Consider the following 13,565-nt stretch of genomic DNA (forward strand, 5'->3'; position numbering starts at 1 on the left):
GGTCTGCTGCCTTCCGGGGGCGTGCCGGCGCGGGCACGCCCCCGGGGTGACGACGGCTACAGCGAGCCGTGGAAGGTGCGGCCCAGCACGTCGAGCTGCTGCTCGCGCGTCAGCCGCACGAAGTTGACCGCGTAGCCGCTGACCCGGACGGTCAGCTGCGGGTACTTCTCCGGGTGCTCCATGGCGTCCACCAGGGTGTCGCGGTTGAGCACGTTGACGTTCATGTGGAAGCCCTGGCAGGTGACGAAGCCGTCCAGGACGCCCGCGAGGTTGCGGACGCGGTCCTCGGGACTGCGTCCCAGCGCGTCGGGGGTGATGGTGTTGGTCAGCGATACCCCGTCCTCGGCCTGGTCGTACGGGAGTTTGGCGACCGACAGCGCGCTGGCGACATAGCCGTGGGTGTCGCGGCCGTTCATCGGGTTGGCGCCCGGGGAGAACGGCTCGCCGGCGCGGCGGCCGTCGGGCGTGTTGCCGGTCTTCTTGCCGTAGACCACGTTGGAGGTGATGGTCAGCACCGACTGGGTGTGCTCGGCACCCCGGTAGGTGGGGTGCTTGCGCACCTTGCGCATGAACTCCTCGACCAGCCACACCGCGATCGCGTCGACCCGCTCGTCGTTGTTGCCGTACGCCGGGTACTCGCCCTCGATACGGAAGTCCACGGCCAGCCCGGTCTCGTCCCGCACCGGGGTGACCCGGGCGTACTTCACCGCCGACAGGGAGTCCGCGGCGACCGCGAGACCTGCGATGCCGCACGCCATGGTGCGCCGGATGTCGCGGTCGTGCAGCGCCATCTCCAGCCGCTCGTAGGCGTACTTGTCGTGCATGTAGTGGATGACGTTGAGGGCGTGGACGTAGGTCTCGGCGAGCCACTCCATCTGCTGGTCGAGGCGGGCCAGCACCTCGTCGTAGTCCAGCACCTCGGCGGTGATCGCCCCGGTGGACGGGCCGACCTGGGTGCCGGAGATCTCGTCCCGGCCGCCGTTGATGCCGTACAGCAGGGTCTTGGCGAGGTTGACCCGGGCGCCGAAGAACTGCATCTGCTTGCCGACCTCCATCGCGGAGACGCAGCAGGCGATGGCGGTGTCGTCGCCGAAGCGCGGGCGCATCAGTTCGTCCGACTCGTACTGCAGGCTGGAGGTGTCGATGGAGACCTGGGCGCAGAACTCCTTGAAGCCCTGCGGCAGCGCCGGCGACCAGAAGACCGTCATGTTGGGCTCGGGCGCCGGGCCCAGGTTGTAGAGGGTCTGCAGGTAGCGGAAGGACGTGCGGGTGACCAGGGTGCGCCCGTCCGAACCGATGCCGCCGATGGACTCCGTCACCCAGGTCGGGTCCCCGGAGAACAGCTCGTCGTACTCCGGGGTGCGCAGGAACCGTACGATGCGCAGCTTGATGATGAAGTCGTCGATCAGTTCCTGCGCCGCGCTCTCGTCGAGGATCCCGGCGTCGACGTCGCGCTGGAGGTAGACGTCGAGGAAGGTGGAGGTGCGGCCGAGAGACATCGCCGCGCCGTTCTGCTCCTTCACCGCCGCGAGGTAGGCGAAGTACAGCCACTGCACGGCCTCCCGGCCACTGGTCGCCGGACCGGAGACGTCGTACCCGTAGGAGGCGGCCATCTCCTTCAGCTCGCCCAGCGCCCGGATCTGCTCGGCGGTCTCCTCGCGCTCGCGGATCACCTCCTCCAGCCGGGACGCGTCGTGCGGCATGGCGTCCAGGCCGGCCTTCTCCTCCTGCTTGACCTCGATCAGCCGGTCCACGCCGTACAGCGGGACCCGGCGGTAGTCGCCGATGATGCGGCCCCGGCCGTAGGCGTCCGGCAGGCCTGTGACGATGCCGGCCTTCCGCGCGGCCCGGATGTCCGGGGTGTACGCGTCGAACACCCCGGCGTTGTGGGTCTTGCGGTACTGGGTGAACACCTTCTCCAGTTCGGGGGAGACGGGATACCCGTAGGTCTGCAGCGCCCCGGCCACCATCCGCCAGCCGCCGAAGGGCATGATCGCCCGCTTGAGCGGGGCGTCGGTCTGCAGGCCGACGATCAGGTCCCGGTCTCGGTCGATCCAGCCCGGCGGGTGCGCGGTGATGGTCGACGGGACGTCGTACGACACGTCGAGGACGCCCTTGGCGCGCTCCTCGGGGAAGAGGTCGGTGATCTTCTTCCATACCGCCGTGGTGCGTTCGGTGGGGCCGGCCAGGAAGGAGTCGTCACCCTCGTACGGGGTGTAGTTCTGCTGGATGAAGTCCCGAACGTTGATCTCGTCCCGCCACAGACCTCCCCTGAACCCGTTCCAGGCGCTGCGGACGGGCCGCTGCCGCTGCGTGGTCATCGGTGCACGGCTCCTTCGTCGTGGATCGGTTGCTCGGTCGGTGTTCGCGCCGGGACCGGGCTCACACCGGGTCGCCGTAGTAGGCGCGGCGCATCAGCTCCTGCATGTCGGCCAGCATCGGCAGCCGCGGGTTGGCGGGCGCGCACTGGTCCTCGTAGGCGAACATCGCCTGCTCGGGCAGGGCCTCCAGGAAGGCCGCCTCGTCGACCCCGGCGTCCTTGAACGAGCGCGGGATGCCGACCCGTTCGCGCAGCTCCTCCAGCGCGTGGGCGAGGGACTCCACGCCCTCCTCCGGGGTGTCCGCGGGCAGACCCAGCATCCGGGCGACGTCCTGGTAGCGCTCGGGGGCGATGTAGCTGTGGTACTTGGGCCAGCTGGTGACCTTGGTGGGCGCCGATCCGTTGTAGCGGATCACGTGCGGCAGCAGCAGCGCGTTGGTGCGGCCGTGGGCGACGTGGAAGGTGGCGCCCAGGGTGTGTGCCATGGCGTGCACCACGCCGAGGAACGCCGACCCGAAGGCCATGCCGGCGATGGTGCCGGCGTTGTGCATGCGTTCCCGCGCGACCGGGTTCTCCGGCCCCTCCAGCACGGCCTGTTCCAGGTGGTCGAAGATCAGCCGGATGCCCTGCAGCGCCAGCCCGTCGGTGAAGTCGTTGGCGTACACCGAGACGTAGGTCTCCAGGCAGTGGGTGAGCGCGTCGAAGCCGGAGTCGGCGGTGATGTCCTTGGGCAGGTGGGCGGTGAGCGCCGGGTCGCAGATGGCGACGCTCGGGGTGAGCGCGTAGTCGGCCAGCGGGTACTTCTGGCCGGTCCCGGTGTCGGTGATGACGGCGAACGGGGTGACCTCGCTGCCGGTGCCCGAGGTGGTCGGGATGCACACCAGATCGGCCTTGGCGCCCAGGTCGGGGAAGGTGAAGGCGCGCTTGCGGATGTCGAAGAACTTCTCCTTCAGGTCCGCGAACTCGACCTCCGGGTGCTCGTACATCAGCCACATCACCTTGGCCGCGTCCATCGGCGAGCCGCCGCCGAGCGCCACGATGGTGTCCGGCTCGAAGTGGCGCATCAGCTCGGCGCCCCTGCGCACGGTGTCGATGCTCGGGTTGGGCTCGACGTTGTCGATCACCCGGACCTCCGCGTGCTCGGACCGCCGCTGCAGTACGTTGCGGATCCGCTCCAGATGGCCGATCTCCACCATCGTCTTGTCGGTGACGACGACGACCCGGCGGCCGCCGCGCATGTCGGCGAGGTACTTGATGGAGTCGCGCTCGAAGAAGATCTTCGGCGGGATCTTGAACCACTGCATGTTGTTGTTCCGCCGCCCGATCCGCTTGATGTTGATCAGGTTGAGCGCGGTGACGTTGCCGGAGACGGAGTTGCTCCCGTACGAGCCGCAGCCCAGGGTCAGCGACGGCATGAACGCGTTGTAGACGTCGCCGATGCCGCCCTGCGAGGTCGGAGCGTTCCAGATCACCCGGCAGGCCTTGACCGCGTGCCCGTACTCCTCGGCGAAGGCCGCGTCCTCGGTGTGCACGGCGGCCGAGTGGCCCAGGCCGTTGAACTCCACCATCTCGGTGGCCAGCCGCACTCCGTCGGCCCTGCTGTCCACGGTCAGCATGGCCAGCACGGGGCAGAGCTTCTCCCTGGTCAGCGGCTCCTCGACGCCGACCTCGGAGACGTCCACCAGGATCACCGAGGTGTCCCCCGGCACCTCGAATCCGGCGCCCTCGGCGATGGCGACCGCGCTCTGGCCGACGATGTCGGCGTTCAGCTGGGCGCCCGCGCAGTTCCGGCCGCCCTGCTCCTCGGCGCCGACCCCGAACAGGTACGCCTCCAGCAGTTCCTTCTCGTGGTCGTTGACGGTGTAGGCCTTGAGCTTGCGGAACTCCGTGATCGCCGCGTCGCGGATCTCCCGGTCCAGGATCACCGCCTGTTCGGAGGCGCACACCATTCCGTAGTCGTAGGTCTTGGACAGCACCACGTCGTTGATCGCGCGCCGTACGTCGGCGCTCTTCTCGATGTACGCGGGGACGTTGCCCGCCCCGACGCCCAGGGCGGGCTTGCCACAGCTGTACGCGGCGCGGACCATCGCGTTGCCGCCGGTGGCCAGGATCGTCGCCACCCCTGGGTGGTGCATCAGTGCGCTGGTGGCCTCCTTGGAGGGCTCCTCGATCCACTGCACGCAGTGTTCGGGGGCGCCCGCCCGCACGGCCGCGTCCCGGACGATCCGGGCCGCCTCGGCGGAGCAGCGCTGGGCGGCCGGATGGAAGCCGAAGACGATCGGGTTGCGGGTCTTCAGCGCCATCAGCGCCTTGAAGATGGTCGTGGACGTGGGATTGGTGACGGGCGTGACGCCCGCGATCACCCCGACGGGCTCGGCGATCTCCACGATCCCGTCGATGTCGTCGCGGCGGATCACCCCGACGGTTTTCACGCCCTTCATGGAGTGGGTGACGTTCTCGCAGGCGAAGATGTTCTTTACGGCCTTGTCCTCGAAGACACCGCGCCCGGTCTCCTCGACCGCCATCACGGCGAGCCCGGTGTGCTCGGCGAGCGCGGCCAGACTGGCCTTCTTCACTATGTGGTCGATCTGTTCCTGGGTGTAGTCGGTGTACTCCCGCAGCGCCTCCAGGCCGTTCGCGACCAGGGCGTCGACGGACCGTTCGACGCCGGGCGGTCCGGAACGGGCAGGGGACGCGCCGGAGGCCGGGGCGGCTGCCCCGGTCCCGGAGGCACGCTGGTCATCCTTCTTACGGCGGCTGGTCATCGGACCGTCCTTCGTTCGCGGTCTGCCGAAACAGCCGGGCTGTTACGGCTCCGGTGCACCTCCCAGCCTCGCACCGTGCTCCGGATCGTGCAGAGGGCCGGGCCGGCGCGGGGCCGCCCGGTCCCCGTCATGTCTCTCACGGTCCTGCGAGAGACCCACCGGCCTTTGAAACATCAAGCTCGGCTCAACTCCGTTCGGCCCGGCCCGGCCCGGCCTGACTCGCCTCGCCTCGCCTCGCCTCGATTCGCCTCGGCTCGGCTCGGCTCGGCTCGGCTCGGCTCAACTCAGCTCGGGGCAGCTCGACTTCGCACCCGGTCCGGTGCGGCTCGCCCGGCGTGGGCCCACCGGCCCGCGCGAGGCTTCGTACTCGACGACATGAGCCGGCTCATGCGCGCGGCCTCCTACGGGCCGGGGGGCACGAACCGCACGAACAGCGCGGCGGACAAGAACGGCGTGGACGGCATGGACGGCATGGACGGAGCGACCTGGGCGACCTGGGCGACCTGGGCGACCTGGGCGACGAACCGATCGGCCGGGACGACCGGCACGACCGGACGAAGGGACACATCGGTCCGCACGACGGCGGCGAAGGACCTGTCGGCCGGCGGTTCGGACCGAACGGCCCTAGCCGACCGGGCCCCGACCGCCGTTGGATCGGGCCCCGGGGGCCGACCGCGGCCCCGATCCCCTGTCCCGCGTATCCCCTGGCGCCTCCATGCGCCGACTTGAACGCGGGACTACCGCAGCCGGAGGCACGGTGTGAGCGACGAGTCCGCACAGAAGTTGGTCATCGGTGTCCGGAACGGCGGCACGGACTCCCTCGCCCCGCGCCGGAGCATCGCGCTGGACGACACCGAGGCACTGCGGCTGCTCGGCAGCGTGTCCCTCGGGCGCGTCGTCTTCACCCGGGACGCGTTGCCGACGATCCGCCCGGTCAACCACGTCCTGGACGGCCGGGACATCGTCATCCGCACCCACGAGGGCGCGGCGCTGACCGCGTACACCCGGCCGAACGGCCGCTCGTCCGGTGTCGTCGTCGCGTACGAGGCCGACGCCATCGACCCGGACACGCATCTCGGCTGGAGCGTGGTCGTCACGGGCTTCGCCTCGTTGGTCACCGATCCCAGTGAACTGGCCCGATACCAGGCGGTGTTGCGGCCCTGGGTGAAACGGACCATGGACCACGCGGTCCGTATCCGCCCGGATCTGATCACCGGCCTCCTCCTCACCGAGGCGGAGTGCCCCACAGCCTCCTGAACACCACTCGCACATCCCCGAAAGGACGGACATGAACAGCGACACCACCCAGGCGGCCCCCGACGTGCGGTTGCGCGTCGGCGGCGAGGTGGAGGAGGACACCCTGCCTACGCGCGGGCGAAGACCGACGCGGTCGTAGGACGGCCGGGCCTGCCCGCCGTCACCACCGGCGAGGTGCGGATCACGAGATCAGCGGTCCCTCACCAACTCCTGGTTCGCTAACTCCTGGTTCGCTAACTCCTGGTTCGCTTTCGCATGGTTCCTCCCTTCCGCCCCGAAGCCGTCCGCCGCGTTCCGCACAGGTGCTCGACTGCGGGCGCGGCCGGTCAGGCATCATGGCTCCGACGGGCGGCGAGCGAGGGGAACACGAATGGACCAGAGCGCGAACCTTCCGGAGGAGCCTTCGGCACCGCAGTTCCGGCTGGACGCCCTGCTCGAGGACCTGCAGGAGCAGGTGCAGCGTGTGCGCGGCACCCAGAACCGGGTGCACACCCTTCTCGAAGCGGTTCTCGCGATCGGCAGCGACCTGGACCTGAACGTGGTCCTGCGGCAGATAGTGGAATCCGCGGTGCAGCTCGTCGACTGCCGCTACGGGGCACTCGGCGTCCTCGGCGAGGAGGGCGGCATCAAGCAGTTCATCACGGTGGGGATCGACGAGGAGACCATCGCGGGCATCGGGAACTACCCCCGGGGAGAAGGCATCCTCGGCCTGCTCATCCGCGAGCCGCACGCGCTGCGGCTCCCCGTCCTGAGCGACCACCCTGACTCGGTCGGCTTCCCTCCCGGTCACCCCCCGATGACCACGTTCCTCGGCACCCCCGTACAGGTCCGCGACAAGATCTTCGGCAATCTGTACCTGACGGAGAAAAACGGCGGAGCCGAGTTCGACGCCGAGGACGAAGCCGTGCTGCGCACGCTCGGCGCGGCGGCCGGCGTGGCCATCGACAACGCCCGGCTGTACGACGACGCCCGGCGCCGTGAGCGCTGGCTGGCCGCGAGCAGCGACCTGACCCGCACCCTGCTGTCGGGCGCCGATCCGGTCGAGGTCCTGCACACGTTCACCGCGACGGTCCGGGAGCTGTCCGACGCGGATCTGGTGACCCTGGCGGTGCCGGTGACCGGCACCACGGACCTGGTCATCGAGTCCGCCGAAGGACACGAAGCCGAGCTGGTACGGGGGTTGGCCCTGCCGGACGGGACGAGTCTGGCGGCCAAGGTGTTCACCTCCGGCGAGCGCATCGTCAGTACGTCGCTCAGCGAGGACCCGCGCACCGGGACGGGCAGCGCGTCGGTTCTCGAACTCGGCCCGGCGTTCGTGATCCCGCTGGGCACGCAGGAGCGGGTGCGCGGCGTTCTCCAGGTCGCGAACCGGCACGGCGGCACCGTGTTCCCGGACGCCACCGTCGAGATGATCGCCGGATTCGCCGGGCACGCCGCGCTCGCCCTGGAGATCGCCGAACACCGGCGCGACGCGGAACAGTTGCTCGTCCTCAACGACCGTGACCGCATCGCGCGCGACCTGCACGACCTGGCCATCCAGCGGCTCTTCGCCGGCGGGCTCAGCCTGCAGTCGGTGCTCAACCGGCTCTCCGACCGGCCCGAGGTGGCCGAACGCGTCCAGCGGGTGGTGGACGACCTCGACGACACGATCAAGGTCGTACGATCCACGATCTACGCCCTGCGGGAGAGCGACCGGACGGGAGCCACCGGTCTGCGCGCCCGGCTCGTCACGGAGGTGGGCCGCGCGGCCGAGACACTCGGCTTCACCCCCTCCCTGCGCATGAGCGGCCTGCTGGACACCGACGTGTCCGACGAGCAGCGTGAACACCTGGTCGCGGTCCTGCGCGAGGCCCTGTCCAACGCCGCCCGGCACGCCCAGGCCACCGCCGTGGAGGTCACGGCCGAGGCCACCGCCACCACACTGCGGCTGCGGGTGGCGGACGACGGCCGTGGCATCGGCTCAGACGTCACCCGCCGCAGTGGTCTCGGCAACATCAGCACCCGCGCCGACCACCTCGGCGGCACCTGCGCCCTGACGCCCAACGAGCCGAGCGGAACCGTCCTGGAATGGACGGTGCCACTGCACCACGCCGACCCGGCCTGACCCACGGGCCCTCCCCCGGCGGCCGTTGCCGGGCCGGCCCGCTTGTGCCGCTAGCCGATGGGCAGTTCGGGCCTGACCAGGGTCCCGGCCTTGCCGTGGACGATCTCGTACGCGCTGTCGAGGGCGCCGATCGCCGCGAGGCCCCCGGTGCGCTCGACGAACCGCGCGGCCGCCTCGGTCTTGGGCCGCATCGAACCGTCGGGAAAGTCGCCGCGCCTGAGTTCGGCGGGGGTGGCGTCCAGGACGGGCCGCCGGCCGGGGGTTCCGTAGCCGGTGTAGACGTACCGGACGTCGGTGAGGATGAGCAGGAAGTCGGCCTTCAGCTCCTCCGCGAGCAGTACGGCGGTGAGGTCCTTGTCGATGACGGCGTCCACCCCGGTCAGCGCGCCGGTGTCCCGGTCCGCGGTGACGGGGACGCCCCCGCCGCCCGCGCAGATCACCAGCGTGCCGGCGGCCAGCAGCGCGCGGACGGTGTCCGTCTCGACGATCCCGGCCGGCTCGGGCGAGGGCACGACACGGCGCCAGCCCGTGGTGTCCGCCGCGACGTGCCAGCCACGGGCGCGGGCCAGGGACTGGGCCAGTTCCCGTGGGAAGACCTGTCCGACGAACTTCGTCGGACGGTCGAAGGCCGGGTCGTCGGCCCGGACCACGGTGTGGGTGACCAGGGCGGCCACCGCTCTCCCCGGCAGCGCGGCGCGCAGCGCGCGGGCCAGCATCGAGCCGATCATGCCCTGGGTCTGGGCGCCGAGAAGGTCCAGCGGGTACGGGGCGCTCAGCGCCGGATCAGCCGCGCTCTCGACCGCGAGGAGCCCGATCTGGGGCCCGTTGCCATGGGTGATGACGAGTTCGTTCTCCTGGGCGAGCGCCGCGAGAGAGGTGACCGCCCGGTCGATGTTGGCGCGCTGCCGCTCCGCGTCGGGGCGTTCGCCGCGATGCAGGAGTGCGTTGCCCCCGAGGGCGACGACGATACGCATGGTTCAGTCCTCCAGGGTGGCTACGAGTACCGCCTTGATGGTGTGGAGCCGGTTCTCCGCCTGGTCGAAGACGATGGAAGCGGGTGAGCCGAAGACCTCGTCGGTGACTTCGAGCCCTTCGAGGCCGTAGGTGTCGAACAGTTCGCGGCCGAGGCGGGTGCCGCGGTCGTGGAGCGCGGGCAGACAGTGCATGAACCGCACGTCCGGGTTGCCGGTGGCCGCGAGGGCCTTGGCGTCGACCCGGTAGGGCAGCAGGAGTTCGACGCGTTCCCGCCAGGTGTCGGCGGGTTCCCCCATGGAGACCCAGACGTCGGTGTGCACGAAGTCGGCCTGCCGGACCGCCGTTTCGACGTCCTCCGTCAGGGTGATGCGGGCCCCGCTGCGTTCGGCGAGCGCTCGGCAGGTGCTCACGAGGGTTTCCTCGGGCCAGAGGGCTCGGGGCGCGGCGATCCGTACGTCCATGCCGAGCAACGCGCCCATGGAGAGCAGTGAATTGCCCATGTTGTTGCGGGCGTCGCCGAGGTAGCAGTAGCTGATGTCGGTCAGGGGCTTGCGGGAGTGCTCGCGCATGGTGAAGACGTCGCACAGGCTCTGGGTGGGGTGCGCGGTGTCGGTCAGACCGTTGAATACGGGAACGCCGGAGTGCTGGGCGAGTCGGGTGACGATGGCCTGCGCCGAGCCCCGGTACTCGATGCCGTCGAACATCCGGCCGAGGACCTGCGCGGTGTCGCGCACGGACTCCTTGACGCCCATATGGGTGTCGCCGGGACCGAGGTAGGTGGTGGCGGCGCCCTGGTCGGCGGCCGCGACCTCGAAGGCACAGCGCGTACGGGTGGAGGTCTTCTCGAAGATCAGCGCGAGGTTCTTGCCGGTCAGGCGGGGGCGTTCGGTGCCGGCGCGCTTGGCCGCCTTGAGGTCCGCGGCGAGGTCCAGCAGATGGTGGATCTCTTTCCCGGTGAAGTCGAGTTCGCTCAGGTAGGAGCGGCCTCGCAGGTCGACGGTCATGGTGGGGGTTCTCCTCGCTGTGGTCAGGTGACCGGGTCGCGTTCGACGGGGCAGCTCATGCAGCGGGGTCCGCCCCGCCCGCGGCCGAGTTCACCGCCGGCGATGGTGATCACCTCGATGCCCTGCTTGCGCAGGAAGGTGTTGGTCGTGACGTTGCGCTCGTAGCCGACGACGACCCCGGGTGCCACGGCGAGGAAGTTGTTGCCGTCGTCCCACTGTTCGCGTTCGGCGGCGCGTACGTCCTGCGGAGCGGAGAGCATGCGTACCTTGTCCAGGTCGAGCGTCTCGGCCAGGGCGGTCGCCAGGTCTGAGTTGGCGGTCACGTCGAACCCGCTCTCCCGTTCACCGCCGGGCAGGAGGGTCCAGGAGCGGAGCGAGTCGGCCAGTCCCGGATAGATGGCGAACGCGTCGCGGTCGACCATGGTGAGCACGGTGTCCAGGTGCATGAAGGCACGGCTGGAGGGGAGTTGGACGGCGATCAGCCGTCGGGCCGTGCCGTCCGCGAAGAGCCGGCCCGCCAGGGATTCCACGGCCATCGCCGTGGTCCGCTCCCCCATGCCGACCATGACGGCCCCGTTGCCGAGGACGTGGACGTCACCGCCTTCGAGGCTGGCGAGCCCGTCCCGCGCCGAACTCCCGTCCAGGAGGGGCGCTTTGACGGACCCCGCGAACAGCGGGTGGAACCGGTAGATCACCGCGGCGTGCAGGCTTTCCCTTCTCCGGGCCTGCTTGGCCATCGGGTTCACGCTGACGCGGTCGAAGATCCAGCACGAATTGTCGCGCGGGAAGAGGTGGTTGGGCAGCGGGGCGAGCGCGAAGTCGTCCGGTTCCAGCGCGTTCCACACGAGACTGCGCGGGCCGGCGATCGGCAGATCGGTCTTGAGCAGCCCGCCGATCAGGTACCCGGCCAGTGTCTCGCCGTCCAGGCCGGCGGAGAACGTCCGAACGGCCTCCACCAGGGCGGGCCCCACGGTCGCCGGGGTGACGACCCTGTCCAGGAGCCAGGTGCGGGCGTCCGGAAGGTCGAGGCTCTGGGCGAGCAGCTCCGCGAAGTAGTGGACCCGCGCCCCCTGGTCCCGCAGGGCCTGTGCGAAGGCGTCGTGCTCCTCCCGGGCGCGCTTGGCCCACAGGATGTCGTCGAAGAGCAGCGCGTCGACGTTGCGCGGTGTGAGTCGGTAGAGTTCGAGTCCGGGCCGGTGCAGGATCACCTGGCGCAGTGGGCCCACTTCGGAGTCGACGTGGAATGTGGTCATGTCAGCTGATTCCTCGGGGAGTTGGGCGCAGGCGAGGTCGGCGGGAGTGAGGCGAGGGCTCAGTCGTGGTGGTGGTGCCTCGCGATCTCCGCGAAGTCGACGACCGCACCGGGGCCGCCGTCAGGAACGGTGTGCCGGGCCGGACCGGGGGCCTCCGGTGTACGGGCCGGGGACTCGACCGGGGCTTCCCGCACGGCTGCCGCCTCGCAAGCGGCGACGGGCGCCGGGACGACGGGGGTGGCGTCGGAAGCGACGCCGGGCCGCGGAACGGCGGGACCCGCATCGGAGGCAACGCCGGCCGGGACGGTGGGGTCCGCGTCGGGCGAGACGGCGGGCGAAGGGACGGCGGGGCCGGCTTCGCGAGCGTCGTCGGGGTGCGGGATTCCGGCGGGCTCCGGGCGGCCACCGGCGTCCTCCCCGAACTCACCGCGGTCGCGCTTGAGCCAGATGTAGACGGGCAGTCCAAGCAGCAGCACGAACAGCCCGTAGTAGACGGTCTGGTAGCCGCTGCCCTGGATCGACCAGTACGAGAAGACCATCGCGAGTGCCGAGACCGTGATGTCGCGTGCCAGACGCCCTCCCGACAGCGTGTCCCGGCCGCGGACCAGGAGCCAGTACAGCTGGGCGGCGGCCGAGAAGAGGTACGGGATCACGGCGGTGAGCACGCTCAGCAGCACGATCTTGGTGAAGACGTCCTCGAAGCGCGTGTAGCTGAACACCGTGATGAGAGAGGCGAGGACGGTCGAGGCGAGGATGCCGAAGACGGGGACGCCACCGGGTCCGCGCAGCTTCGCGAAGGCTCCCGGGAAGAGTCCGTCACGAGCGGCCGCGTACGGCATCTCGGCGCAGATCAGGGTCCAGCCGTTGAGGGCGCCGATGCCCGAGACGATGGCGGCCACGGCGACGGCGTCGCCCGCCCAGGTGCCGCCGAAGATGTTGTTGGCCGCGTCGGTGAACGGCGCCGTGGAGGCGCCGAGTCGGCCGTGCGAGACGGTGCCGAAGACCGCGAGGGTGCCCAGGATGTAGATGACGGCGCAGGCGACGGTCCCGTACACGGTGGCGCGCGGAACGTTGCGCCCCGGTTCACGGACCCGCCCGGCGACCACGGACGCGGCTTCGAGGCCGATGTAGCTGAACAGGGCGATGGCCGCGGCGGCCGAGATCGCACCCGACGCCGACTGACCGCTGGTGTTGAAGGCGCCGAAGTTGTCGGGGTCGATGAAGACGAGGCCGACGGTGGCCATGAAGACGAGCGGGATGAACTTCAGGACGGTGGTGACCACTTGGAAGGCGCCGGTGTTCTTCGCGCCGGAGAGGTTGATCGCCGCGGGGATCCACAGGCCCACCAGGGCGATGAGGACCGAGGCCCAGACGCGGTGCCCGGTGTTGACGAAGACCTCGACGTAGCCGACCCAGGCCACCACGATCGCGGCGTTCCCGGCCCACGCGGTGATCCAGTAGGACCAGGCGTTGAGGAATCCGGCGAACTCCCCGAAGGCCTGACGGGCGTAGACGTAGGGCCCCCCGCTCCCGGGGACGCGCTTGGACAGCGCGCCGAAGGTGAGCGCCAGGGCCAGCGCGCCGACGCTCACGACGACGAACGCCACCAGGGAGATCGGACCGTAGGGTGCCAGGGCCGAGGGCAGGGCGAAGACTCCGGTGCCGATGACGCTGCCGATCACCAGCGCGGTCGCCGCCGGCAGTCCGAGCGCCGCCTTCGCGGCGGACGCGGGCTCCGGTCCCGTGCCGTGCGGCGGCACGGGATCTGTGGTCCTCGCGGGCATGGCTGTACTCCCTCTTCCGGCTTCTCCAGCAGGGCGGTTGATCCGAGATGGATCTTTCTGCCTGCGGTCGGCCGTGAAGAGTGGCCACAGGTCCCCGACCGGG

Annotated in this window: 9 protein-coding genes; 2 read left to right on the forward strand and 7 right to left on the reverse strand. The window is 70.3% G+C overall.

Annotation, left to right across the window (positions count from 1 at the left end):
* Positions 1-56: 56 nt before the first annotated feature.
* From pflB to ACFYW8_RS25075, 3 genes are all read right to left on the reverse strand, one after another.
* A complete protein-coding gene (pflB, locus tag ACFYW8_RS25065; protein ID WP_389080180.1) occupies positions 57-2,321 on the reverse strand; it encodes a formate C-acetyltransferase in 2,265 nt (754 codons plus the stop codon).
* A gap of 61 nt (positions 2,322-2,382) precedes the next feature.
* Positions 2,383-5,085, reverse strand: a complete 2,703-nt coding sequence (gene adhE / locus ACFYW8_RS25070; protein ID WP_389080182.1) for a bifunctional acetaldehyde-CoA/alcohol dehydrogenase — start codon at positions 5,083-5,085, stop codon at positions 2,383-2,385.
* A 401-nt stretch (positions 5,086-5,486) separates the two neighbouring features.
* Positions 5,487-5,633, reverse strand: a complete 147-nt coding sequence (locus tag ACFYW8_RS25075; RefSeq protein ID WP_389080185.1) for a hypothetical protein — start codon at positions 5,631-5,633, stop codon at positions 5,487-5,489.
* A gap of 241 nt (positions 5,634-5,874) precedes the next feature.
* Here ACFYW8_RS25075 and ACFYW8_RS25080 point away from each other — a divergent pair, with 241 nt between their 5' ends.
* Positions 5,875-6,342 (forward strand): pyridoxamine 5'-phosphate oxidase family protein, encoded by a 468-nt coding sequence (locus ACFYW8_RS25080; protein WP_365869961.1) that lies wholly within the window; start codon positions 5,875-5,877, stop codon positions 6,340-6,342.
* Between the two features lie 370 nt (positions 6,343-6,712).
* Entirely contained in the window at positions 6,713-8,446 is a 1,734-nt protein-coding gene (locus tag ACFYW8_RS25085; RefSeq protein ID WP_389080188.1) for a GAF domain-containing protein, read from the forward strand.
* 50 nt (positions 8,447-8,496) lie between these two features.
* On the opposite strand, the gene ACFYW8_RS25090 is transcribed toward ACFYW8_RS25085, so the two are convergent.
* From ACFYW8_RS25090 to ACFYW8_RS25105, 4 genes are read right to left on the reverse strand one after another with little or no spacing between them, the layout of a single operon-like run.
* Positions 8,497-9,420: a carbamate kinase gene (locus ACFYW8_RS25090; protein WP_389080191.1), complete on the reverse strand. Its 924-nt coding sequence runs from the start codon at positions 9,418-9,420 to the stop codon at positions 8,497-8,499.
* A 3-nt stretch (positions 9,421-9,423) separates the two neighbouring features.
* A complete protein-coding gene (argF, locus tag ACFYW8_RS25095) occupies positions 9,424-10,425 on the reverse strand; it encodes an ornithine carbamoyltransferase (protein ID WP_389080194.1) in 1,002 nt (333 codons plus the stop codon).
* A gap of 23 nt (positions 10,426-10,448) precedes the next feature.
* On the reverse strand, positions 10,449-11,678 hold the full coding sequence (locus ACFYW8_RS25100) for an arginine deiminase (RefSeq protein ID WP_389080197.1): 1,230 nt from the start codon (positions 11,676-11,678) through the stop codon (positions 10,449-10,451).
* A 59-nt stretch (positions 11,679-11,737) separates the two neighbouring features.
* On the reverse strand, positions 11,738-13,360 hold the full coding sequence (locus ACFYW8_RS25105) for an amino acid permease (protein WP_389080656.1): 1,623 nt from the start codon (positions 13,358-13,360) through the stop codon (positions 11,738-11,740).
* Positions 13,361-13,565 lie beyond the last annotated feature (205 nt).

Origin of the sequence: Streptomyces sp. NPDC002742 (assembly GCF_042888885.1) — a bacterium.
In the GTDB taxonomy this organism is placed as follows: domain Bacteria; phylum Actinomycetota; class Actinomycetes; order Streptomycetales; family Streptomycetaceae; genus Streptomyces.

Excerpts from the sequence above, each read along its gene's own strand:
- pflB (WP_389080180.1), bottom strand. The coding sequence starts at position 2,321 with ATGACCACGCAGCGGCAGCGGCCCGTCCGCAGCGCCTGGAACGGGTTC.
- adhE (WP_389080182.1), bottom strand. The coding sequence starts at position 5,085 with ATGACCAGCCGCCGTAAGAAGGATGACCAGCGTGCCTCCGGGACCGGG.
- ACFYW8_RS25085 (WP_389080188.1), top strand. The coding sequence starts at position 6,713 with ATGGACCAGAGCGCGAACCTTCCGGAGGAGCCTTCGGCACCGCAGTTC.
- ACFYW8_RS25090 (WP_389080191.1), bottom strand. The coding sequence starts at position 9,420 with ATGCGTATCGTCGTCGCCCTCGGGGGCAACGCACTCCTGCATCGCGGC.
- argF (WP_389080194.1), bottom strand. The coding sequence starts at position 10,425 with ATGACCGTCGACCTGCGAGGCCGCTCCTACCTGAGCGAACTCGACTTC.
- ACFYW8_RS25100 (WP_389080197.1), bottom strand. The coding sequence starts at position 11,678 with ATGACCACATTCCACGTCGACTCCGAAGTGGGCCCACTGCGCCAGGTG.